Here is a 21,450-nt window from a genome sequence, read left to right as displayed (position 1 = left end):
GACTCAATTTGACCAGCCTCGAACCCGGGAGCCCGCACGCCGATCCGCGTGCCAGCTTCGATGACCCGCTGTTGGACGGATTACTGATCCTGTGCCGACTCCACGGCTGCAACGTCAGCCGGGGCAGCCTCAGCGCAGGCCTGCCCCTGGACAAGCAACGCCTGAGCCTCGACCTGCTGCCCCGGGCCGCGGCCCGGGCCAGCCTTCAGGCTCGCCTGCTGCGCCGGGAACTGGGGGCGATATCCGCTCTCAACCTGCCGGTGCTGCTGATCCTCCAAGGCGGTCGTTGCGCAGTGCTCAGGCGCTGGGGCGAGGATGGCCAGGCCCTGATCCTGCCCAGCGAGGCCGAAGGTGGCGAGCAGTGGGTGAGCCGCGAGGAACTGGCCCGGGAATACAGCGGCCAGGCCCTGTTCGCACGCCCCCGCCATGAACTCGAAGACCTGCGCAGCCCCCTGGTGCCCAGGGTCGACGCCTGGTTTCGCGACACCCTGAAGCTCTCGCGCTGGCTCTACAGCGACGCCATTCTCGCCAGCCTCCTGATCAACCTGCTGGGCCTGATGGTGCCGCTGTTCGTGATGCAGACCTACGATCGGGTGGTGCCCAACCAGGCCACCTCGACCCTCTGGGTGCTGACCCTGGGCCTGCTGCTGGGCACCGGGTTCGAGCTGGTGTTGCGGGTGGTACGGGCCCACCTGCTGGACCAGGCCGGGAAAAAGACCGACGTGATCCTCTCCGCCACCCTGTTCGAACGCATCACCGGCATGAACATGAAGGCCCGACCAGCCACCATCGGCGGCTTTGCCCAAAGCATCCACGACTTCCAGGGCCTGCGGGAGTTTCTGACGGCCGTGACCCTGACCAGCCTGATCGATCTGCCCTTCGCCCTGCTGATGCTGGTGGTGATCGGCCTGCTCGGGGGCTGGCTGGTGGTGATCCCGATACTCGCGTTCCCCATCACTATCGTCTTCGCCATGCTGATCCAGGTGCGCCTGCGGGACACCGTGCAAAAAAGCCTGGCCCTGGGCGCCGAACGTCAGGCGCTGTTGATCGAGACCCTCGGCGGCCTGGAAACCCTCAAGGCCTGCAGCGCCGAAAGCGAACGCCAGCACAAGTGGGAAAGCACCCACGGCGCCCTGACCCGCCTCGACAGCCACGCCCGCAACCTCTCGGCCCTGGCCACCAACGGCACCCTGTTCATTCAGCAGTTGTCCGGCATGGCCACCATCGTCGCCGGGGTCTACAGCATCATCGCCGGCAACCTCAGCGTCGGCGCCCTGGTGGCCACCTATATGCTCGGAAGTCGAGTCCTGGCGCCATTGGGACAGATCGCCGGGCTGATCACCCGCTACCAACAGGCGCAGTTGACCATGCGCAGCACCGACGCCTTGATGGCCCTGCCCCAGGAACGCGATGCCCGTCAGCGGCCTCTGGAGCGCACCCAGTTGCACGGCGCCCTGGAAGTCAGCCGAGTGAGCTTTCGCTACCCCGGGCAAAGCACCCCGGCGCTGAACAACATCAGTTTCAGCCTCAAGCCCGGAGAGCGGGTCGGCATCATCGGCCGCAGCGGCTCGGGGAAAAGTACCCTGGCCCGGCTGTTAATGGGCTTTCTCGCCCCGGAGGAAGGCCAACTGCTGCTGGACGGCCTGGATCTGCGACAACTGGACGTGGCCGACCTGCGTCAACAGATCGGCTACGTCGCCCATGACCTGCCGCTGCTGGCCGGCAGCCTGCGGGACAACCTGACCCTGGGCGCGCGCTACATCAGCGATGCCCGAATGCTCGAAGTCGCCGAGCTCACCGGGGTCACCGAACTGGCCCGCGCCCACCCCCAAGGCTTCGACCGACCGGTGGGTGAACGTGGGCAACTGCTGTCCGGCGGCCAGCGCCAAGCCGTGCTGCTGGCCCGTGCCCTGCTGCTGGACCCGCCGATCCTGCTGCTGGACGAACCCACCAGCGCCATGGACAACAGCAGCGAAGACGCACTACGTCAGCGCCTGCACGCCAAGGTCCAGGGCAAGACTCTGCTGCTGGTGACCCACCGCACTTCGATGCTCAGCCTGGTGGACCGCCTGGTGGTTCTGGACGAAGGACGGATTGTCGCCGACGGACCGAAAGACGCGGTTATCGATGCACTGCGCAAGGGCCGTGTTGGCTCTGCAGCCGTCTAGGAGTGCCGAGCATGTCGACACCATCGTCACCCCGCAGTTACCTGGGCAGTTTTCGCCGAAGCGCGGAAAGCGAATTCATGCCGGAAACCGCAGAGGCCTCGTTGCAAGACTCGCCCCGCAGATCACGGTTGACGGTCTGGATCGCCGCCGCGCTGATCCTCTGCGCGCTGGTATGGGCCAGGTTCGCGGTGCTCCAGGAAGTCACCACGGGCGAAGGCAAGGCCATTCCTTCAAGCAAGATCCAGGTGATCCAGAACCTGGAAGGTGGCATTGTCACCGAGATTTTCGTCCGCGAGGGGCAGATGGTGGACAAGGGCCAGACCCTGCTGCGCCTGGATGACACGCGCTTTCGCTCGAACAAGGGCGAGAGCGAGGCGGATCGCTTCGCCTTGATGGCCCAGGTCGAGCGTCTGTCCGCCGAAGCCGAAGGCAAGCCCTTCACCCCATCCGCCGAAGTGCTGAGCAAGGCGCCGCAAGTGGCAGAAGACGAACGCTCGCTGTACGACCAACGCCAGCGACGCCTGGCCAGCGAGCAGCGCACCCTCAGCGAACAGTTGCGGCAGAAGACCCAGGAACTGGCGGAATTTCGCTCCAAGCAGGGGCAATACAGCTCCAGCCTGGCCCTGCTCAATCAAGAGATGAACATGTCGGCCCCCCTGGTGGGCACTGGCGCCGTGTCACCGGTGGAAATCCTGCGGCTCAAGCGCAGCGCGGTAGAGATTCGCGGCTCCCTGGACGCCACTACCCTGGCCATTCCACGGGCCGAATCGGCCATCAACGAGATCAAGAGCAAGATCGATGAATCGGTGCAGACCTTCCGCTCCGATGCCGCCAAGGAACTCAACGAGAAACGCACCGACCTGTCGAAGATCACCGCGTCGGGGATCGCCATCGATGACCGGGTCAACCGCACCACGGTGGTATCACCCGTGCACGGCGTAATCAAGCTGCTCAAGGTCAACACCATCGGCGGCGTAGTCCAGCCCGGCAGCGACCTGGTGGAAATCGTGCCCATGGAAGACAACCTGCTGATTGAGGCCAAGGTCCGGCCTCAGGACGTGGCTTTCCTGCACCCCGGACAGAAAGCCATGGTCAAGTTCAGCGCCTATGACTACACCATCTACGGCGGCCTGAGCGCCAAGCTGGAGTTGATCGGCGCCGACACCATCACCGACGACAAGGGCAACAGCTTCTATCTAATCCAGGTACGCACCGACAAGAACCACCTGGGGGGCGACGCCAATCCACTGCTGATCATCCCCGGCATGGTGGCCACGGTGGACATCATCACCGGCGAGAAAAGCGTGCTGGACTACCTGCTCAAGCCCGTGCTCAAGGCCCGCACCGAAGCCATGCGCGAACGCTGACTGCCGGCTACGTAGGAGCCGGCTGGCCGGCGAAGAGGCCCTCTGACTTTGCCGCAGACTTGAGAGTGCTTTCGCGGGCAAGCCCGCACCGACAGGCAAGACGTCAGGGTTTGGCGCCGTGGTTGCGTTGGTAGGTGTCTTCGCCCATCGCCGCGATCTGCCCTTCGATCAGGGCCTCGAAGGGGCGCAGCAAGGACTCGAAGGAGGCCGGCGCCTCCAGGACCTGCAACGCCTGGACAATGGCTTCCAGGGTCGACAGCGCACCCGGTCCCGGGGCTTTGCGCAGGCGATAGCGCGAGGGCGTCGCGGCGGCCAGGGTCACTCGCGGCAAGGCCGCCAGCAGCGGATTGAGGTGCAACAGCTTGCGGGCCTTGCGCCAGGTGCCGTCGGGCACCACCAGCAGCAGCGGTTCATCCGTCTCGGCATAGGCCTGCAGCGGCTGGGCATCGTCCGCCGGGAACAACAGGCAGGCACGGTATCCGGGTTGAGCGAGCAGCGTCGGCAGATCCTCGAACACCTCACCCACCCGCAACTGCGCATTGTTCAGCCCCAGGGCCGCCAGCCGCGCCGTGTTCAAGGCGTGGTTGACCTCACTGGGATGCTGCAGCAGCAACACCCGGGTGCGGCTGGGCAAATCCGGGATCAGCGGGCACAGACAATGGCCTGTGGGACGCAAGCAACGCTCGCAGCGTGCTCTGGACATGGGAATTCCTTATGACTGGTTGAGCTGGGCCTTGAGCAGATCGCGAAAGGTCTGGATCAGGGGTTCACGGCCCCGGCCACGACGCATGATCATGGAGAACGGCGCCTGGTAGCCGAAGGTTGCCGGCAGCAGCACCCGCAGGTCGCCCTTGTCGGCCCAGGCCTGGGCATAGTGTTCCGGCAGGTAGCCGATGTAGGCGCCGGACAGCACCAGGATCAACTGCGCCTCCATGCTCTCCACGGTCGCCGCGCTGTGCTTGAAACCGTGCCGAGCCAGTTCCGCCTGGCTCCAGTAGCCACGGCCGACCATGCGCTGCTGGGTGATGACCTGCTCCGGAATGCGCCGCTCGCTGTACAGCGGATGCCGGTTGCTGCAATACAACCAGTGCTGCTCGCGGTACAGCGGCATGTACACCAGGCCGCTCATACGCGTGGAAAAGGCGCCGATGGCCAGGTCCAGGCGGTTGTCCTGGACACCCAGTTGCAGTTCGTGGGGGCTCATCACCGACAGGTGCAAATGCACCGCCGGATGCTCCTGGCTATAGGCGCCGATGGCCTCGGCGAACGGCAGGGCCTTGTCGCTGACGGTGGAGTCGATCACCCCCAGGTTCAGGGTGCCGCGCAACTCGCCCTTAAGGGCCGCGGCGTACTGTTCGAAGCCCTCCAGCTCCCCCAGCAGACGCAAGGTCTCCTGGTGGAACAGCTCCCCCTTGCTGGTCAGGCTGAACCCGCCACGGCCACGGTGGCAGAGCACCAGCCCGAGGGCGCCTTCGAGCTGGCTCATGTAGGTGCTGATGGCCGACGTCGAGAGATTGAGTTCGTGCTGGGCATTGGCGAACCCCTGATGTCGCACCACGCTGACGAAGATGCGCAATAGTTTCAGATCAGGTAAAGCGTTGGCCATGACAGGCTCCGATAACAGGCAAAACAACCACTTCCCTGTGCCAAGAGAGCGTACTGACGCCGGGCGACCAAGCAGCCCCGATGACCTCCATGTGCACTTTCAACCAGACCCTGCAACCCGGATAACGGTGGCTACGCCACCGAGCGGATGCTCGCTCACTCACCACGCAGGGCCCTGGAAGCCGTGCGGGAGTCTAGCGCGACCCCGGCCATTAGTTTAGAAAAATCTGAACTAAGTATTTGTTCGTAGCGATTCTTTCCCCTCACTACATTTCGCAGAATCGGCCCAATCGGTTGAACGGGCGATACCTGCTGTGCCCTCAGCCCCATAAATATAAAACAACGATGAGGCCTATCCCGTGGACAAGATTCTCCACCAACCACTGGGCGGCAACGAAATGCCGCGCTTCGGCGGCATCGCCACCATGATGCGTCTTCCCCATCTGCAATCCGCTGCCGGCCTGGACGCTGCGTTCGTCGGCGTGCCTCTGGACATCGGCACCTCGCTGCGCGCCGGCACCCGTTTCGGCCCGCGGGAAATCCGCGCCGAGTCGGTGATGATCCGCCCTTACAACATGGCCACCGGTGCCGCTCCGTTCGACTCGCTGTCGGTGGCCGACATCGGCGACGTGGCGATCAACACCTTCAACCTGCTGGACGCGGTGCGCATCATCGAAGAAGCCTATGACGGCATCCTCGAACACAACGTGATTCCCCTGACCCTGGGCGGCGACCACACCATCACCCTGCCGATCCTGCGGGCCATCCACAAGAAACACGGCAAGGTCGGGCTGGTGCACATCGATGCCCACGCGGACGTCAACGACCACATGTTCGGCGAGAAGATCGCCCACGGCACCACCTTCCGCCGCGCAGTGGAAGAAGGCCTGCTGGACTGCGACCGCGTGGTGCAGATCGGCCTGCGCGCACAGGGCTATACCGCCGAAGACTTCAACTGGAGCCGCAAGCAGGGCTTCCGTGTGGTCCAGGCCGAAGAGTGCTGGCACAAATCCCTGGAACCGCTGATGGCCGAAGTCCGTGAAAAGGTCGGCAACGGTCCGGTGTACCTGAGCTTCGACATCGACGGCATCGACCCGGCCTGGGCTCCAGGCACCGGCACCCCGGAAATCGGCGGTTTGACCACCATCCAGGCCATCGAGATCGTCCGTGGCTGCCAGGGCCTGGACCTGGTGGGCTGCGACCTGGTGGAGGTTTCGCCGCCTTACGACACCACCGGCAACACCTCGCTGCTGGGTGCCAACCTGCTGTACGAAATGCTCTGCGTACTGCCCGGCGTGGCCCACCGCTGAGTCTCGGCCCTGGGAGGGCTGGTGCCGCGCTCAAGCACGAGCGCGGCCATGGAACCGTCATGCAAAGGAGCGCAACACCTTAGCCAACGTGGTCGGAGCAGATCATGAATAACAATAAAGAAAACAGCCTTAACAACATGAACAACGGGGACGCCCAGATTCCCGCCCCTCGACGCAGCACCCTGTACGACCTCTCTCGAAACAGGCCCCCCTTGGCCTGAACTGCCCCAGCAACCGCAGCTCTTCCGGAAGACCGGCCTCCACTGGTCAACGGGGTGACCGTCCGCATCGGCGGGTGGCAACAACAATAACAACTTGCTTGTGAGGACCCGAACATGGGCTTGGATATTCTCGTAGTACTGATTTATGCCGCCGGCATGATCACCCTGGGCTGGTACGGCATGCGCCGGGCCAAGACCCGTGATGACTATCTGGTAGCCGGCCGCAACCTCGGGCCGGGCTTCTACCTGGGTACCATGGCGGCCACCGTACTGGGCGGCGCCTCGACCATCGGCACCGTACGCCTGGGCTACGTCCACGGCATTTCCGGCTTCTGGCTTTGCGGCGCCATCGGCCTGGGCATCGTCGGACTCAGCCTGTTTCTGGCCAAACCCTTGCTGAAACTGAAGATCTACACCGTCACCCAAGTGCTGGAGCGCCGCTACAACCCCGCGGCACGCCACGCCAGCGGACTGATCATGCTGGTCTACGCACTGATGATCGGCGCCACCTCCACCATTGCCATTGGGACAGTGATGCAAGTGCTGTTCGGCTTGCCGTTCTGGGTATCGATCCTGGTGGGCGGCGGTGTGGTGGTGCTCTACTCGACCATCGGCGGCATGTGGTCGCTGACCCTGACCGACATCGTGCAGTTCCTGATCATGACCATCGGCCTGGTGTTCCTGCTGATGCCGCTGTCCATCGTCGATGCCGGCGGCTGGGATACCCTGGTGGCCAAACTGCCCGCCAGCTATTTCGACTTCACCGCCATCGGCTGGGACACCATCCTCACCTACTTCCTGATCTACTTCTTCGGCATCTTCATCGGCCAGGACATCTGGCAACGAGTGTTCACCGCCCGCAGTGAAGGGGTAGCCAAGGTTGCCGGGACCGCCGCCGGCATCTATTGCGTGCTCTACGGCCTGGCCGGCGCGCTGATCGGCATGGCCGCCAAGGTGGTCCTGCCGGATCTGGATAACGTCAACAATGCCTTCGCCAGCATCGTCCAGACCAGCCTGCCCAACGGCGTTCGCGGCCTGGTGATTGCCGCGGCTCTGGCAGCCCTGATGTCCACCGCCAGCGCCGGCCTGCTGGCGGCCTCCACCACCGTGACCCAGGACCTGTTGCCGCGGCTGCGCGGTGGCCGTGAAAGCGGCAATGGCGACGTGCATGAAAACCGCATCGCGACGTTGCTGCTGGGGGTTGTGGTGCTGGGTATCGCCCTGGTAGTGAGCGACGTGATCAGTGCCCTGACCCTGGCCTACAACCTTTTGGTGGGCGGCATGCTGATTCCGCTGATCGGCGCCATCTACTGGAAACGCGCCACCACGGCCGGGGCCATCACCAGTATGTCTCTGGGCTTCATGACCGCGCTGTTCTTCATGTTCAAGGACGGCCTGGACGCCAACACACCGATTTACTACAGCCTGGCCGTGGGCCTGGTGAGTTTCGTGGTGGTGAGCCTGGTCTCCCGGCGCTCGGTGCCTCTGGCCAACGCGATCTGACCTGAAGTCAGACGCCTGAAGCTTTCTTCGACGGGTGCGGCGTCGGTGGCCGCACCCGTTTTTTTCGTCCACGAAAAAGTGCCACAACGCCGGATGACGCTCGCTTCAGCCCGACCCAGGAAGCCGCCCACAGGACGAGCGGTCACCACCGCCGGAAAAAACCTCTGCTGTAATCTGATTCAGCGACGACTGTTACTGAACAGTACAAGGATCGCTGGCAGCCTCAGGGCACGCTATCGCTTCACCCTTGGACGGGGTCAAAAAACAATCAGAACCTCTCCCCTGCCCCGAGGTGTTTATGGACCGTTTCGACATCCAGCCAAGCATCCGCCTTGATCCGGACCTTGATCTGTACCGGATCAACTCCATCAGCGAACTCAGCCAGGTCATCCTGGAAAAGACACGCGCCGACGCTGCCCGTCCCGCCTGACCTGCTCGCTCCTCGGGAGTAACGCGATGAAACGGGCCGAAGCACGCGTGGCCGTACACCTGCTCATCCGTCGGGGGCTGGATGAACTCACCGACTTCGATGACCAAAGCGCTCTGCAAGCACTCGGACTCGACCGGGAGGATATCGAAGCGCTGCTCTGGCGCCTGGAGGACAGGTTCGATCTCTGCATCTCCCCCCGGGAAGAGCAGCGAGCGCTCTGGCGCCTGGAAAAGGTCGACGACCTGGTGCAATGGTTGCTGGAAAAGTCCCGGCAAAATCAGGATTGACCCGATTGCCTCGGGTGGATGGCCGAGCGACTGCCGGCCAGAAAACCCTGGCGAGAGCCGGAGTCTGCACTCCGCTCTCGCCCTGAGCTCAACGACGACGTTGCTGACGGCGCCGCAGTTCTTCGTCGGTAGGAATCGGCACCGGTTGCAGCGGTGGCTCGATCAGGCCCAGTGCGACACCAAGGTCGTGCAGCCAGCTTTGCAGTTTGTCTTTCATAGTGCCCCCTCAGGGTCGTGCCGAGCGGCGATACTGCGCCGCCTCAAGCAGATAATAGTCCTAACTTTTCCCGCGCGCTGCCTCGCAATAGCAATGAACTGTTACTGGATTGAAGCGAATCGGCCAAGGCTATTCAGCCATTGGCCCGCAGCGCCTGTGGCGCCTGCCCGACAGGCGCATGGGCAGCGGCTTATAGAAAGCGCTTGATCCGCCGACGCAGCCATTGCTCGGCGCTGACAAAGGTGATGCCCAACAACACCAGCAGCGCCCCCAGCACAAAGTTGAGGCTCAAGGGTTCACCCAGCAACAGCACGCCGAAGGTCACGCCAAACATCGGTGTCATGAACGAAAACACCGCCAGGTTCGCCGCCAGATAGCGACGCAGCAGCCAGAACCAGGTCAGGTAGCTGAAGAACGACACCACCAGCCCCTGGAACAACACACTGGCCACGGCCACCGGGGTCAGGCTGACCTGGGTCACCTGGCCGCTGAGCACCGCAATCAGCAGCAGGCCGACGAACCCGACGATCAACTGATAGAACAGGGTCAGTGTGGCTGGCGCTTCCGACAATCGCGAGGCGCGTACCACCACCGTGGTCGCGCCCCAGGCCAGCCCCGCCAGTAATCCCAATACATCGCCCAGGAGCATGCGCCGATCCAGATTGTCCAGGGAGATTCCACCGGCAAAGGCGATGCTGATGCCAATGAAAGCAAGGATGATCCCCAACCATTGCAACGGCCGCAGCCGCTCACTGGGCAGCAACCAATTGACCCCAAGGGCAGTGAAGATCGGGGCGGTGTAGAGGAACACCGACATATGCGCGGCGCTCGTCAGCTTCAGCCCCTCGGCAATGAACAGGAACTCCAGGCCGAACAGGGCGCCGGCCAGTAAACCGCCGCGCCAGGTACTGGAGACCTGGGACCAGCCCCCTTTCCAGCACATCAGCAGGGCCACCAGCAGCGCCGAAATCCCGGAACGAGCAGCCGCCTGCATCACCGGGGCAATATCCGCCGCCGCCCATTTGATCATCACCTGCTGCACGCCCCAGATCAGGCACAACCCCAGCATCACCTGCAGGGCAAAACCATCGGCGTTGCGCCGCTCGATGCTCACCGCAGTCCCTCAGATTGATTCATCGACATGACAGCTACCCGCTGTGGAAAAGACAACGCCCCCAGGCGCGCGCCCAGCCGTCGTGCTGCAAGGCCGGCCGCACCAGGAAAGACAAGCAACACGAGACAAAGAAGAGGTGGGGCTTTAAGCACATCCACCCCAGAGCGAAACAAGAATCAGCTTAGCTCGATACGATCTGCGTGAATGACAATCTGGCCCTGTTTATAGAGCGCGCCGATGGCCTTCTTAAAGTTGCCTTTGCTGACCCCGAACAAACTGCTGATCAAGGCCGGATCGCTCTTGTCGCTGACCGCCAGAGAGCCATTGTTTTCGCGCAACTTGGCGAGGATCTTCGAGTTCAGGCTGGTGGCCGCTTCTTCACCCACCGGTTGCAGGCTCAGGCTGATCTTGCCATCGGCCCGCACTTCCTTGATGAACCCCTTCTCTTGCATGCCGGAGCGCAGGAACTTGAACACTTCGTTCTTGTGAATCAGGCCCCAGTGCTTGTTGTTGATGATCGCCTTGAAACCCATGTCGGTGGATTCAGCCACCAACAGGTCGACTTCCTGACCAACCTTGTAGTTAGCCGGAGTCTTGTCCAGGTAGCGGTCCAGGCGAGCCGTGGCCGTGATACGACGGGTGTGCTTGTCCAGATAGACATGCACCACGCAGTACTCGCCGGCATTCATCTGGCGCTTCTCTTCCGAGTAGGGCAGCAGCAGGTCCTTGGGCAATCCCCAATCCAGGAATACCCCGATACTGTTAACTTCGACGACTTTAAGACTGGCAAACTCGCCAACTTGAACTTTCGGCTTTTCGGTAGTTGCGATTAACTTGTCGGCACTGTCCAGATAAACAAAAACATTCAACCAGTCTTCATCTTCACTGGGAATGTCCTTGGGAATATAACGATTGGGCAGCAATATTTCGCCGTCCGCCCCTCCGTCCAGATACAAACCAAAGTTAGTGTGTTTAACCACTTGCAAACTGTTGTAGCGCCCGACTAAAGCCATTTCCAATACCCTCATTGCGTGGGCGGCATTCTACCTGTTTTCCACGCCCAGGTTGGCGCTCCTGAGTCCCGGACCGGAAAATTCCGTGAAGAGCCTTGGTTTTTCTAGCATCACTGGCGCTCAAGCGGCCATTCGTCAGGCCAACAGCGACCTGCCGGGTAAGGGCAAACAGCCACCAGGCCGCATTTTCAGTAACGGGTCTTTATTTAAAACAGCCACTTAGGAAGATGTCAGCAAGATCAACTTAAGGAAAAAGCCCAAAAAACTGCCCTTTGTTTCAGAGGATATTTACCAAGCAATTGTCAAGTATTTCTGATAAGATGCCTGGCCAAATTAATTTTCCAAAAGGTTAAATGGCCGCCATGCGAGTAAAAGCCTCCAACAGCAAAGCAAAACCAGCTCCCGCCGTTGAAACCAGCGAATCGATCAACGAACAAATCGCGGCCTTCCTGAAATCGGGCGGCGAAATCCAGCAAATTGCCAAAGGCGTCAGCGGCCAGACTTTCGGCCCATCCAAGCAGATCAGCCTCGGCAAAAAGTAATTCCCCCGCATTATCCTGGTCCCTTAGCGCTTTGCCCTCAAAGCGCTAGGACTGGCACCCCTTCTCTCCTCCCCCTAGCACTAAAAGTCGACCAACGGCCCTTATCCGCTGTTCCTGGCCGCTATCCTTTCAGCTCTCTGGATCAATAGTTTCAGCCAACTCGCAGTTCATCACTGCCGGCCTTCCGCCCTGCGACTGAACGGCTGGCAGCCTTCCGGGTTCAGATGCAGGAACCCGAACTCGCAAGGACTCGAACATGGCGCGCCAGTGGCCCCTGCTTATCTCGTTGCTGATCCTCAGCCTGCTGCTCGGCGCCTGCAGCCGAGTCGGCCTGGCCTATCGCAACCTGGATGTAATCATCCCCTGGACCCTCAACGACTACCTGGACATGAACAGCGAGCAGAAAAGCTGGTTCAACCAGCGTCTGCAGCAGCACCTGAGCTGGCATTGCAGCACCCAGTTGCCCGGCTATCTGGACTGGCTCGATCGCCTGCAACTGATGGTGCAGAGCAATCAGGTCAGTGATCAGGACCTGCAAGCACGAACCCGGGAAGCCAAGCAGGCCATCGCCGAGACTGTAAGACAGATCACCCCTTCCGCTGTAGAACTGCTCCAGGGCCTGGACGACGGGCAAGTCAAAGAGATGAACAACGCCTTCGCCAAGGACCAGCAAGAACACCGCGAGCAGTACCTCACGCCATCATTGGCGCAACAGATCCAGCAGCGCAGTCAGCGCATGAGCAAGCGCCTGAATGCCTGGCTCGGCCCCCTGACCCCCAGCCAGCAACAACGAATCGAGCAATGGTCTGCCTCCCTGGGAGAGCAGAACCAGCAGTGGATCGCCAATCGCGTCCATTGGCAGACGCAATTCAGCGCCGCGGTGGCGCAACGCCGAGACAGCGATTTCCCACAGCGCATCGAGCAGTTGCTGATCAACCGCGAGAGTTTATGGACAGACGACTACCGCCAGGCCTACGCCCACACCGAACAGGCCGCACGCAGCCTGTTGGTTGACTTGATGGCCGCCAGCAGCGTGGACCAACGCCAGCACCTGCTGAAGAAAATCGACGGTGTACGCAAGGACTTCGCCGCCCTGAAATGCCTGCACAACGCAAGCCAGGGCTAGCATCGCGAAACTAGGCGATCTGCGCCTTGGAGGCCACCTCGTCAAAGGTATCCGCAGCCAGGGCATCAGCCTGTTCATCCAGCACCTGACGCGGGTGATCGTTGCCCGGAATACTGCTGTCGATCAGACACAACAGGCTTGAGCCGCGAGGCGTCAGTACAAAGTTCTCGCCGTTGCCGCCTTCTTCCTCGGGCCTGGTTTCAATAAAACCCCGGTCCAGCAGCAACTTTTCGTACTGGGTGGCGGTGACTTTCAGCTCATCCAGATTGCCGGTGGGCTCACCCTCCGCCTCCTTGGCCGCCGCATGCTGCTCGGCGTAGGGGCGAGGCGTGAAACTGTGGCCGGCGCCGTTCTGCACTTCGTGCAGCAGTCGTTCAATCAGATCCCAGTTATATGTGGTCATTGCGGTTCAACCTCCAGACATGAGAATGAAATGCCGTTCATAGGTTGTGACCGACCGGGTTTTCAGCCGTTCAGGAAATACGCCGCGCCAGCCTGACCCCTGATCGGAAAACCGCTGGGCAGCTTGTCGATCCAGCCCTGCGCCAAACGACTAGCGTGTGTAAGACCCATGCCCCCTGCCTTGAGGAGAAACGCCATGAGCACTACCGATCACCCCGTGGTCTCCCGGGAACAATGGCTGCTCGCACGCAAGCAGCACCTGATCCATGAAAAGGCCTTTACCCGCCAGCGCGACCAGCTCAGTGCCGAGCGACGGGCGCTGCCCTGGGTCAAGATCGACAAGCCCTACCGCTTTCAAGGCCCCGACGGAGCACTGAGCCTGGCGCAACTGTTCGGCGAGCGTAGCCAGTTGCTGGTTTACCACTTCATGTTCGGCGCCGGCTGGGAAGAAGGCTGCAAGGGCTGCTCCTTTCTTGCGGACCACTTCGACGGCGCCAACCTGCACCTGGCCCATCACGACGTAACGCTGGTGGCTGTCTCCCACGCGCCCTATGCCCAATTCCAGAGCTTCCGTCGACGCATGGGCTGGCGCTTCGACTGGTATTCCAGTGCCGGTGACGACTTCAATCAGGACTTCGGTGTCAGCCTCAGCGCCCAGCAGCTAGCCGCGGGCACCGCGACCTACAACTATGAACAGGCCAGTGGCGATGAAGCCGAGTTGCCCGGCCTGAGCCTGTTCTATCGCAACGACCAGGGTGAGATTTTTCACACTTACTCCACCTATGCCCGCGGACTGGACCTGCTGGTGGGAGCCTATAACTTCCTCGACCTGACGCCCAAAGGGCGCAATGAAGAGCAGATCATGGACTGGGTCCGCCTCCATGACCGCTACGAACAGACACCCGAAGGCAAGGGAAGCCACCAGTGCTGTGGTGACGCTTAAGATCGTGTTCACCGGCAAGCCGGCTACGGGGGCGTTTGTAGGAGCCGGCTGCCGGCGAATCGTACCGACAGGCGATTCGCTCTCACAAACGGCACAAATCTGCGGCAGACTGCAACGTCCGCCCCACAGCCAACTAATCTGCAAACATGAGCGCCGCCTACCACAGCCTCCACGAATACACCCTGCGCATGAGCCGGGTGCTGGAGCATATCGACCAACACCTGGACCAGCCCCTGGAGCTGACGGATCTGGCGCGGGTGGCGCATTTCTCGCCCTACCACTTCCACCGCCTGTTCAGCGCCTGGGTCGGAGAGCCCCTCGGGGCCTACCTGCGGCGTCGGCGCCTGGCCTGTGGGGCTTATCTGATGGCCAGCCGCCCCGAAGCCTCAATCCTGGAAATCGCCATGGATGTCGGCTTCGGCTCCGGCGAAGCCTTCTCCCGGGCCTTCAAGCAACACTTCTCGGTCTCACCCAGCACATGGCGCGACACCGAACCCAAACGCTGGCACCGCCGCCTCGACGACATCCGCGAACGCCGCCTGCGTGAATTGAGCAATCCTGATCAGACCCACATCCCGGCCTTCGACGATCCTGACGCCTTCATTCATCTGAAGGAAACCAGCATGAACGTCACCCTGCAGCAACTGCCCGCCACCCGCGTGGCCTACCTGCGCTACATCGGCGCCTACGGGCCCGGCATCGGCCTGTTCTGGCGCGAAACCGCCATGCCCTGGATGCTCGAACACCAGCTGTTCAACCAGGTGCGCTACGGCATCGGCCACGACGATCCGGACCTCACCCCCGCCGACAAATGCCGCTACGACGCCTGCGTCGAAGTGCCCAAGGACTTCAAGGCCAGCGCCCCCGCCGTCGTCACCACCCTGCCCGGCGGCCTGTACGCCGTGGCCCACTTCCGCGGCTTGGGCCCAGCTATCGCCGACGCCTGGATCGAACTGTGCCGCGACTGGCTACCCAAGAGCGGCCTGCAGTTCGACCCGCGCCCGGCCTTCGAGCGCTACCCGGCGGATGCGTACTACGACCTCAAGACGGGAGAGCTGGAGTGTGAGATCTGCATTCCGGTGAAGAAGCTGTAACCCCAAAAGCACGTTGATCCCCATGTAGGAGCTCGCTCGCGAAGAACGCCAACGATAATGCGCTGTTACTGACAGAGCGCGGCGCCATCGGGTTCATCGCGAGCAAGCTCGCTTCTACAATCCCGACACACCCACTCAACGAGAAGGAATGGCCGTGATATCACGAACGATGAACTTCGGCAGAGCACGAATGTAGAAGTTCTCCACATCCGAATTACCGCTGTTGGTGATCGCCCCCAACATGGTCTTCATATTGCGCAACTGGCCCACGGCCCCGGCAGGCTGCAAACCATTGCGCTCCTGGGCGAAATGCAACACCTCGGCGCCGTCGCGCTTGACCTGAACCTTGTAGCCGAAATCGACACTGGCAAGGATCGTATTGTCATCGACAACCATCGACACCAGCCCACCCTTGGAATCACTGAGGCGGCGCTTGTACACCGCATTCACATCCAGCAGGTAGTCGGCGCTGTCCTTGGTGGCGGCGTAGCGATTGGCATTGCCCAATTGGCGGATCAACTCCATGCCCAGTTGTTGGCGCAGCTTGTCCTCGGGCAGAAAGCGCTCGCTCTCGCCGACCAACTGCAGGTTGAAGGTATCGATCCAGTAAGTGGCGGTAGCGGGAATCTGTACTGGTTTGGGCGAGATGTAATAGTCCGGGGTGGAAGCACAACCGGCGAGCAAAGCGAGGGTGAAGAGCAAAGACAACAGACGCATGACGGATCTTCCTTGAGAAGGTTTTCAACAACGCACCGCCACCTGAAAACCACCTGTGGCATGGCGATAAGCGGCGGCATTGTAAGCCAGGAAAATCGCGGCGGACCGGCTCGAAAAGATACGCTCGGCAAATTAGGAATTGCCTTACGGCAGAAGCAGACGATCCAGTAGGAATGGGGCTTTAAGGACAGGGGGGACGCTGGATATAGTCGAGGGGTCGTTGAAAGGACGACCGGGTTTGGCGACCTGATTTACAGAGTCCTCAGTCAAACTAAAGAGGCTCAATAAATGACGCGTTATCAAGCTATAACCGGCCACGACTGCAACATTCCCTCCCTGCTGATCGATACCCAAGCCCCCATCGACGTCCTGCACGATGCAGCGGCTTACCGCATTCGCGCTGTGACTCAACTACTGGAAAACTTCGCGGTTTCTGATGAAGCGCCCAAAGGTGCAGTGGTGCTGCAGGAACTGTTGCTGGTGTGCAGCATTTTGCTGCGCGATGGATGTGATTTGATAGATGTGACGACAAGGCGAATGCAGGAGCAGGTGCTCCAGTAAGCAAAAAAGGGCGGCTTGAAAGTCGCCCTTTTTTATCGCAATTGATCGGATACCGATCAAAGGCTTACTTGCTCTCTTTGACGATAACGCCCAAGCCTGCATCCTGGACCAGATAACAGCCCTCAACCGAACGACTATCACACCAACTTCGACTTCCGACTTGAGAGAGATAGCCCTCGCCCTCACCGTCACAAGCATATCTGTCCGCTTTTAGACTTTGGACTGTTCACGTGCTAACCGGGAGCAATGTGAAACAGATATATTGATTGCGACGACTACAGCCCATTCACCTCTATCGCACTAGTTACCTTCGACTTCCCCCGCCACATAGATTCTCATATAAATCTTCTTCAGATCCTCAACCAGCTCCAGAGCACTTTCAGCATCACAAACCTTATATCCACTTCTATTTACACACTCAACTGGATAGTTATCACCAGCTTGCAAAGCCTTTATAGAAAAATCAAAAGTTCTCAAATAATTTTCGTGAAGGCCAGGATAACAAAAACTCAAAGACGCCATATCCTCAGCAGCCTCTTCAAGTGTCTGTTGATTCACAGTAGCAGCAAAAATATCAAGCAAATGTTCTTTCCACTCAAGACTAGCCACATGTCTCTCCATTAGAATTCAGGATGTGCCGTATGAATCATATAACTACGTTTCCCATCAGACTTAAGAACTAAGTTAACATTAGGCATAGGTCTAACTATTTTAGAAATCTGACCACCTGTAGTAAGAACTTCAAATCCTCGCCCCGAATTCCCTAACCCTGGATCAGCCAGGAAGGCCTTAGTCATACCCGCAAGAGGTGAGGATGCCAACCATGAATTCAAATCTTGCACTTTAATTAAAAATGTTTTGGCTATAGCATCCTCCACTTGCGCACGATCATTGAACGCTATTCGTGAGCCTGTACGCTTACTATTAATCAACTCATTTTGAACCCTATCTTCAAGGTATCCATCACTAGCATCGGACCCATGCTTTTCTAACGGGTGAGTCGGGCTGGACAATTTCCCATTTGGCTTAACCACTTGACTACCCTCAGTAGATGCCAGTCCTCTTGGTTGAGACAACTCTGAGTGCGGAGAGTTACTAAACCACTACAGGCACTTGGTGCAACATGCTGGGTTGGGTGTCAATCAGAAGATCAGAATTGAAGTCAGTAAGAATAGGCTCGTGATTACATCAGAGTGACAACAAATATTCCCTGGCAATGCCGGGAAATATTAATTTTCGATAACAATAATATAATCCAGATAACTTGTAGCATCGACGATAGTGCCCTGACGCAGAGAGAGGCCTTTTTCCTACAAATAGACGTAGATGATCGCAAAGATCGCAGGTACCAGTTGATGCTTTTCCAGCAGATGCCGGAAATTCATGATTGTGGTGTCTTTGGGGATCGTCGCGCTCAGCGTCAGGCCTGCGAACTGGCGCATGGGTTTGATTTCGTAGGGCGCTTCTTCCATGTCCAGATCGCTCAAAGAGAACCAATTCTGCAACAGATGGATACACAGCATGGTTTCCAGCGGATAAGGTTTTCGGCCGCCGCCAGCCTTCAGGTAGTACAGCTCGATGAGCCCTAGCAAACCACTCTAGGGCGCGACCTGATCCATCTCGGCCAGGAAGCGTTCGCGGCGCGTCTACTTGCGCCTGCCGGCTTACTCGAAGTAGGAAAAGCTCATCTGGCTCATAGGCGGCTCGTATCAGGAAGTCAGGTGTATTTCAGCACATTTGCAAACTTGATCGAAGAACCCCTAAAAACATCTAGTACATAGCAACACGAAAGTAGATACAACACCAAGAAACATAACAACAAAATTTATAATAGAGACAAACAACCAAACCTAGCCGATAAAAACATCAGCCAATCACGCCACATATCGACTACATCAATTTCTATTTCGCCTCAAGCGATGAACCAAGCTTAGCTCATCACAATACTCATACTCCCGCACATCAATTCCTCGTCTTTCAATAGCCAACCCATCGATCAAGCACGAACAAATCACTCTTAAATCTTGCGGAAAATCAAAAGGCACCGGCAACGACTCTAAAGATACTCCACCAGGAAGACAACCAACATGAAAAAAGTAAAGTATAGAACTTGAGATCACCCCCTTACTCCAAGTATCAAATGAGTCATAATAGGGCCTAACATACTCAGAAATAACCTCTCTTAATTGCCGTTCATCTTCACCATCAACACAAGCAAGCTTTGAATACAGAGGTTCCTGAGGCTCGATTATTGGAGCCAATACAGCTTCCAGAACAACAAAACCAACCTTAATCATAAATCACCTCAACTTTGGATAAGCCGTATATGGTTTACCGTTGATATCGAACCGCACAACGGCCTTTGTAGTCTGCACATAACTACCCCCACCCTTTAAGTATCCCTCCCCAATAACTCGTCCCAAATCAACTGTAACAGAGGTTTGTCCGTTTTTTCTATAGATCGCCTGAGCATTCTGAAATGCTTCAGACATATCCTGATATGAGGCCCATCTAGATGCATCAATTGGTCGCTTCGACTGATTATCTGGAGTCATTCCTGTTTTCGCCCTAAGCTCCTGTTGAATCAACGTTGTCTCTGGTCCATGCAGTGAAACAAAATGAGCATCATTGATAATTGCTTCCAGTACTTTTAACTCAGCAGCAGCTGCGGGCTGCTCTGCCAGAGATGCCCGAACTTTCAACTCCAGTCTTCCGCACTCGTGGCTGTCTGACCTCGGTCTCTCTTAAGTTTCTTATCAGCTCAGATCTCTAACAAATCACCTACAGCCCCAGCTTTAATATCGCCGCTGTTTGCACACATTAACATTTTCAACAAGCCACGTAGATCCCACTCGGTTTTTACAACACTCTCCACATTGGAGTCGTAATGATAAACTGCATCATCACCCTTTAAAGTCTGGATAAAATAGTACTGAGTCTCAGAAACCCACGCCAAGACAAATGGCCTATTCAGAAACTCATAATGCCCGGCTTCTTGCATCTGACTTAAGAACTCAGCCTGAAAAAGCAAATGAGTACGTACTCTCCAAGACGGGCGATACAACTGTATGAATGAGTCTCCAATCAATCCACCATCACTTCGCCCCATTTCAAATAAAAATGACTGTAGTTGACCACTGATACGAATATCGTAAAGCCTCTTGATCTTCTCCAGCTCATCTAAAATATAACCCAAAAACTCAATATTCCCCTCAAGAAGATCTTTACTTACAAGAGACTTAACAAACTCACCAATCATGAATCAACTCCCGTAGCACTCTAAAAAAGCAACGTCAAGAACATGGTTATTTTCAGAAAAAACTTACTTATCATTGAACATCCACTACACATAACGGACTTGGCTGCGGAAGTATTCTGTACGTCATCTGATGACACGCCAAAAGGTGCAGTGATGCTGCAAGAACTGTCGCTGGTGTGCAGCATTTTGCTGCGCGATGGGTGTGATTTGATGGATGTGGCAGGGCGACAGCAGCAAGAAAAATTGTCAATCTAAATCACAATGGGCGGTGTTAAGCCGCCCAGTCTTTGTGTATTCGGCAATATAAAACCTCCTGAAATTCCTGCCCTATCGTTCCGCAACCACTTTCAAATGACTGAACGGCCAAATAAAAAGTTTAGCGATCTAGTAAACCATCAACTACCTCTCACCCACAATAAGTCCTCGCAGCCCAATTAAAGCCTCTTCAATCAACTCAACCTTATAGTCCTCAACCAATTTTATTTTGGTCCTTACAAGAATTGCATTCAATCTATCCTTTGGATAAAACCCCGACACAAACTCCAAATTTCGAGCAACCTCTCCAATCAGGCTTACAATCAAGCTTTCACGTTCTTTATTGGTCAGATAAAAATCTAACTGCAGATCAATACAACCGGGACCATCATAACAAATTGAATCAACCCAAGCTTCAAACACATCACCAAGGAAAGTTGAAGCCATACCACTTCCAACTTCGATCACAAGAAAACAGGCAATACTTAAATCCAAATCATGAACCCGTATAAATCGTCCAGAAAACTCCAAAATTGAATAAGCCAAAAATACACCTCATTCAATATAAACAATGTGATTTTTTGATATGACGACAAGGTGAATGTAGGAGCAGGTATTTCAGCAAGCCAAAAAGGGCGATTTGAACGTCGCCCTTTTTCTCTCACCATTGATCCGATACCGATCAATCAAAGGCTTACTTGCTCTCTTTAGCGATAAAGCCTAGAACTGCATCCTTGACTAATAACAGTACTCCAGTCTGATTTTCGTATCTCAAAGCACCAACTAACCCATCATTTTCCACACGAGCCCCGGATTTATCTACTCCGTAATATGACGTTAGGATCCTTTCAAGTTACGGGCTATCCGCTTGTCTGTACATCGGACCGAGGCTGCCATCAATTGCCTTTGCACCGGGGAAATTAAAAGTGTCAGTTCCCAATCCGCTTTTTACATTTCACTATGATTCATAACCCTCAAACTCCCAAAGCCCTAGGCGTGAAACTTTTCTTGCAACTTCCCCCCAATCTTCACCAGAACAACCCAGCAAAAAAATCCTTATAGATTCAATAATTTTTTTATAATTATACTCACGAACAATCAAATAGTGACTTCCGATAATAACCACATCTTGCGCGCAATTTTCTTCAATCCATTTTGGAGTACAAACTTCTATATCAAATGACTCTTCCCCGTCCTCCCCCACTGGACCAATCATCGCTTGAAGGAGAAAACTAAAGTTCGCTGGTGATTCCGGCTTATAATTTTCCAGATCATAAATATCTGGACTATGAAGCCGTTTTAATTCTGCATTCATA

At 57.4% G+C, this 21,450-nt stretch carries 26 protein-coding genes and 1 pseudogene; 12 read left to right on the top strand and 15 right to left on the bottom strand.

The window, feature by feature from the left end; translation table 11 throughout:
- Positions 1-8 precede the first annotated feature (8 nt).
- Both PFZ56_RS13720 and PFZ56_RS13715 read left to right on the top strand, forming a co-directional pair.
- Entirely contained in the window at positions 9-2,168 is a 2,160-nt protein-coding gene (locus PFZ56_RS13720) for a type I secretion system permease/ATPase (RefSeq protein ID WP_102878820.1), read from the top strand.
- Positions 2,169-2,179: 11 nt separating this feature from the next.
- The gene (locus PFZ56_RS13715) at positions 2,180-3,535 is read left to right on the top strand and encodes an HlyD family type I secretion periplasmic adaptor subunit (protein WP_102878819.1); all 1,356 of its coding nucleotides are present in this window, start codon (positions 2,180-2,182) and stop codon (positions 3,533-3,535) included.
- A gap of 103 nt (positions 3,536-3,638) precedes the next feature.
- Here the strand turns inward: PFZ56_RS13715 and PFZ56_RS13710 are convergent, their stop codons facing one another.
- Entirely contained in the window at positions 3,639-4,238 is a 600-nt protein-coding gene (locus PFZ56_RS13710; RefSeq protein ID WP_102878818.1) for a tRNA-uridine aminocarboxypropyltransferase, read from the bottom strand.
- Positions 4,239-4,247: 9 nt separating this feature from the next.
- Positions 4,248-5,141, bottom strand: a complete 894-nt coding sequence (locus PFZ56_RS13705) for a LysR family transcriptional regulator (protein ID WP_102878817.1) — start codon at positions 5,139-5,141, stop codon at positions 4,248-4,250.
- Between the two features lie 358 nt (positions 5,142-5,499).
- On the opposite strand from PFZ56_RS13705, the gene speB reads away from it, so the two are divergent.
- From speB to PFZ56_RS13685, 4 genes are all read left to right on the top strand, one after another.
- Complete coding sequence (gene speB, locus PFZ56_RS13700; RefSeq protein WP_011059912.1) at positions 5,500-6,450, top strand: agmatinase; 951 nt, start codon at positions 5,500-5,502, stop codon at positions 6,448-6,450.
- A gap of 335 nt (positions 6,451-6,785) precedes the next feature.
- Entirely contained in the window at positions 6,786-8,174 is a 1,389-nt protein-coding gene (locus PFZ56_RS13695; RefSeq protein WP_102878816.1) for a sodium:solute symporter, read from the top strand.
- Positions 8,175-8,472: 298 nt separating this feature from the next.
- Positions 8,473-8,604, top strand: coding sequence for a hypothetical protein (locus tag PFZ56_RS13690; protein WP_258381420.1), 132 nt, complete (start codon positions 8,473-8,475; stop codon positions 8,602-8,604).
- A gap of 26 nt (positions 8,605-8,630) precedes the next feature.
- Positions 8,631-8,891, top strand: a complete 261-nt coding sequence (locus tag PFZ56_RS13685) for a hypothetical protein (protein WP_123393330.1) — start codon at positions 8,631-8,633, stop codon at positions 8,889-8,891.
- 88 nt (positions 8,892-8,979) lie between these two features.
- Here the strand turns inward: PFZ56_RS13685 and PFZ56_RS13680 are convergent, their stop codons facing one another.
- From PFZ56_RS13680 to PFZ56_RS13670, 3 genes are all read right to left on the bottom strand, one after another.
- On the bottom strand, positions 8,980-9,108 hold the full coding sequence (locus PFZ56_RS13680) for a PA1414 family protein (protein ID WP_011059908.1): 129 nt from the start codon (positions 9,106-9,108) through the stop codon (positions 8,980-8,982).
- 190 nt (positions 9,109-9,298) lie between these two features.
- Positions 9,299-10,222, bottom strand: coding sequence for a DMT family transporter (locus PFZ56_RS13675; protein WP_102878814.1), 924 nt, complete (start codon positions 10,220-10,222; stop codon positions 9,299-9,301).
- Between the two features lie 176 nt (positions 10,223-10,398).
- Complete coding sequence (locus tag PFZ56_RS13670) at positions 10,399-11,235, bottom strand: S1 RNA-binding domain-containing protein (protein WP_060838083.1); 837 nt, start codon at positions 11,233-11,235, stop codon at positions 10,399-10,401.
- 353 nt (positions 11,236-11,588) lie between these two features.
- Between PFZ56_RS13670 and PFZ56_RS13665 the strand changes: the two genes are divergently transcribed.
- Together PFZ56_RS13665 and PFZ56_RS13660 are read left to right on the top strand one after the other, a co-directional pair.
- Positions 11,589-11,777, top strand: coding sequence for a hypothetical protein (locus PFZ56_RS13665; RefSeq protein WP_016962619.1), 189 nt, complete (start codon positions 11,589-11,591; stop codon positions 11,775-11,777).
- Positions 11,778-12,033: 256 nt separating this feature from the next.
- Entirely contained in the window at positions 12,034-12,903 is an 870-nt protein-coding gene (locus PFZ56_RS13660) for a DUF6279 family lipoprotein (RefSeq protein WP_170001294.1), read from the top strand.
- A gap of 10 nt (positions 12,904-12,913) precedes the next feature.
- Here PFZ56_RS13660 and PFZ56_RS13655 read toward each other — a convergent pair whose 3' ends face one another.
- Positions 12,914-13,306, bottom strand: coding sequence for a transcriptional regulator (locus PFZ56_RS13655; RefSeq protein WP_102861695.1), 393 nt, complete (start codon positions 13,304-13,306; stop codon positions 12,914-12,916).
- A gap of 195 nt (positions 13,307-13,501) precedes the next feature.
- Between PFZ56_RS13655 and PFZ56_RS13650 the strand changes: the two genes are divergently transcribed.
- Positions 13,502-14,248, top strand: coding sequence for a thioredoxin family protein (locus tag PFZ56_RS13650; RefSeq protein ID WP_170001295.1), 747 nt, complete (start codon positions 13,502-13,504; stop codon positions 14,246-14,248).
- Between the two features lie 146 nt (positions 14,249-14,394).
- Positions 14,395-15,342, top strand: a complete 948-nt coding sequence (locus PFZ56_RS13645; RefSeq protein WP_170001296.1) for a GyrI-like domain-containing protein — start codon at positions 14,395-14,397, stop codon at positions 15,340-15,342.
- Between the two features lie 135 nt (positions 15,343-15,477).
- Here the strand turns inward: PFZ56_RS13645 and PFZ56_RS13640 are convergent, their stop codons facing one another.
- A complete protein-coding gene (locus PFZ56_RS13640; RefSeq protein WP_170001297.1) occupies positions 15,478-16,059 on the bottom strand; it encodes a hypothetical protein in 582 nt (193 codons plus the stop codon).
- Between the two features lie 288 nt (positions 16,060-16,347).
- On the opposite strand from PFZ56_RS13640, the gene PFZ56_RS13635 reads away from it, so the two are divergent.
- Complete coding sequence (locus PFZ56_RS13635; RefSeq protein ID WP_170001298.1) at positions 16,348-16,620, top strand: hypothetical protein; 273 nt, start codon at positions 16,348-16,350, stop codon at positions 16,618-16,620.
- Between the two features lie 300 nt (positions 16,621-16,920).
- Here the strand turns inward: PFZ56_RS13635 and PFZ56_RS13630 are convergent, their stop codons facing one another.
- The 6 genes and pseudogenes from PFZ56_RS13630 to PFZ56_RS13605 form a co-directional block, all read right to left on the bottom strand.
- Entirely contained in the window at positions 16,921-17,229 is a 309-nt protein-coding gene (locus tag PFZ56_RS13630; RefSeq protein WP_170001299.1) for a hypothetical protein, read from the bottom strand.
- A gap of 11 nt (positions 17,230-17,240) precedes the next feature.
- A complete protein-coding gene (locus PFZ56_RS13625; RefSeq protein WP_170001300.1) occupies positions 17,241-17,654 on the bottom strand; it encodes an RNase A-like domain-containing protein in 414 nt (137 codons plus the stop codon).
- 279 nt (positions 17,655-17,933) lie between these two features.
- Positions 17,934-18,248, bottom strand: a pseudogene (locus PFZ56_RS13620) (transposase); the annotation flags it as partial.
- Between the two features lie 267 nt (positions 18,249-18,515).
- Positions 18,516-18,917 carry a hypothetical protein gene (locus PFZ56_RS13615; protein ID WP_170001301.1) on the bottom strand — a complete coding sequence of 134 codons (402 nt, stop codon included), beginning with the start codon at positions 18,915-18,917 and terminating at the stop codon, positions 18,516-18,518.
- A 3-nt stretch (positions 18,918-18,920) separates the two neighbouring features.
- Positions 18,921-19,322: a hypothetical protein gene (locus PFZ56_RS13610; protein WP_146232623.1), complete on the bottom strand. Its 402-nt coding sequence runs from the start codon at positions 19,320-19,322 to the stop codon at positions 18,921-18,923.
- A 59-nt stretch (positions 19,323-19,381) separates the two neighbouring features.
- Positions 19,382-19,879, bottom strand: coding sequence for an SMI1/KNR4 family protein (locus PFZ56_RS13605; protein ID WP_222933494.1), 498 nt, complete (start codon positions 19,877-19,879; stop codon positions 19,382-19,384).
- Positions 19,880-19,921: 42 nt separating this feature from the next.
- Here PFZ56_RS13605 and PFZ56_RS13600 point away from each other — a divergent pair, with 42 nt between their 5' ends.
- Positions 19,922-20,134: a hypothetical protein gene (locus tag PFZ56_RS13600; protein ID WP_110595128.1), complete on the top strand. Its 213-nt coding sequence runs from the start codon at positions 19,922-19,924 to the stop codon at positions 20,132-20,134.
- A 144-nt stretch (positions 20,135-20,278) separates the two neighbouring features.
- On the opposite strand, the gene PFZ56_RS13595 is transcribed toward PFZ56_RS13600, so the two are convergent.
- On the bottom strand, positions 20,279-20,680 hold the full coding sequence (locus tag PFZ56_RS13595; protein ID WP_170001302.1) for a hypothetical protein: 402 nt from the start codon (positions 20,678-20,680) through the stop codon (positions 20,279-20,281).
- Positions 20,681-21,092: 412 nt separating this feature from the next.
- Positions 21,093-21,449, bottom strand: coding sequence for an immunity 8 family protein (locus PFZ56_RS13590; protein WP_110595126.1), 357 nt, complete (start codon positions 21,447-21,449; stop codon positions 21,093-21,095).
- Position 21,450 lies beyond the last annotated feature (1 nt).

It is taken from the genome of Pseudomonas danubii, assembly GCF_042980055.1.
In the GTDB taxonomy this organism is placed as follows: Bacteria; Pseudomonadota; Gammaproteobacteria; order Pseudomonadales; family Pseudomonadaceae; genus Aquipseudomonas; species Aquipseudomonas danubii.
Note: the sequence above shows the minus strand (reverse complement) of the source record. Positions and strands in the feature narration are given on the sequence as shown.

Bases quoted from the DNA above. Each gene is read 5' to 3' on its own strand.
- PFZ56_RS13715 (WP_102878819.1), top strand. From the start codon at position 2,180: ATGTCGACACCATCGTCACCCCGCAGTTACCTGGGCAGTTTTCGCCGA.
- PFZ56_RS13710 (WP_102878818.1), bottom strand. From the start codon at position 4,238: ATGTCCAGAGCACGCTGCGAGCGTTGCTTGCGTCCCACAGGCCATTGT.
- PFZ56_RS13705 (WP_102878817.1), bottom strand. From the start codon at position 5,141: ATGGCCAACGCTTTACCTGATCTGAAACTATTGCGCATCTTCGTCAGC.
- PFZ56_RS13695 (WP_102878816.1), top strand. From the start codon at position 6,786: ATGGGCTTGGATATTCTCGTAGTACTGATTTATGCCGCCGGCATGATC.
- PFZ56_RS13690 (WP_258381420.1), top strand. From the start codon at position 8,473: ATGGACCGTTTCGACATCCAGCCAAGCATCCGCCTTGATCCGGACCTT.
- PFZ56_RS13685 (WP_123393330.1), top strand. From the start codon at position 8,631: ATGAAACGGGCCGAAGCACGCGTGGCCGTACACCTGCTCATCCGTCGG.
- PFZ56_RS13680 (WP_011059908.1), bottom strand. From the start codon at position 9,108: ATGAAAGACAAACTGCAAAGCTGGCTGCACGACCTTGGTGTCGCACTG.
- PFZ56_RS13670 (WP_060838083.1), bottom strand. From the start codon at position 11,235: ATGGCTTTAGTCGGGCGCTACAACAGTTTGCAAGTGGTTAAACACACT.
- PFZ56_RS13665 (WP_016962619.1), top strand. From the start codon at position 11,589: ATGGCCGCCATGCGAGTAAAAGCCTCCAACAGCAAAGCAAAACCAGCT.
- PFZ56_RS13660 (WP_170001294.1), top strand. From the start codon at position 12,034: ATGGCGCGCCAGTGGCCCCTGCTTATCTCGTTGCTGATCCTCAGCCTG.
- PFZ56_RS13655 (WP_102861695.1), bottom strand. From the start codon at position 13,306: ATGACCACATATAACTGGGATCTGATTGAACGACTGCTGCACGAAGTG.
- PFZ56_RS13650 (WP_170001295.1), top strand. From the start codon at position 13,502: ATGAGCACTACCGATCACCCCGTGGTCTCCCGGGAACAATGGCTGCTC.
- PFZ56_RS13645 (WP_170001296.1), top strand. From the start codon at position 14,395: ATGAGCGCCGCCTACCACAGCCTCCACGAATACACCCTGCGCATGAGC.
- PFZ56_RS13640 (WP_170001297.1), bottom strand. From the start codon at position 16,059: ATGCGTCTGTTGTCTTTGCTCTTCACCCTCGCTTTGCTCGCCGGTTGT.
- PFZ56_RS13635 (WP_170001298.1), top strand. From the start codon at position 16,348: ATGACGCGTTATCAAGCTATAACCGGCCACGACTGCAACATTCCCTCC.
- PFZ56_RS13615 (WP_170001301.1), bottom strand. From the start codon at position 18,917: ATGATTAAGGTTGGTTTTGTTGTTCTGGAAGCTGTATTGGCTCCAATA.
- PFZ56_RS13605 (WP_222933494.1), bottom strand. From the start codon at position 19,879: ATGATTGGTGAGTTTGTTAAGTCTCTTGTAAGTAAAGATCTTCTTGAG.
- PFZ56_RS13600 (WP_110595128.1), top strand. From the start codon at position 19,922: ATGGTTATTTTCAGAAAAAACTTACTTATCATTGAACATCCACTACAC.
- PFZ56_RS13590 (WP_110595126.1), bottom strand. From the start codon at position 21,449: ATGAATGCAGAATTAAAACGGCTTCATAGTCCAGATATTTATGATCTG.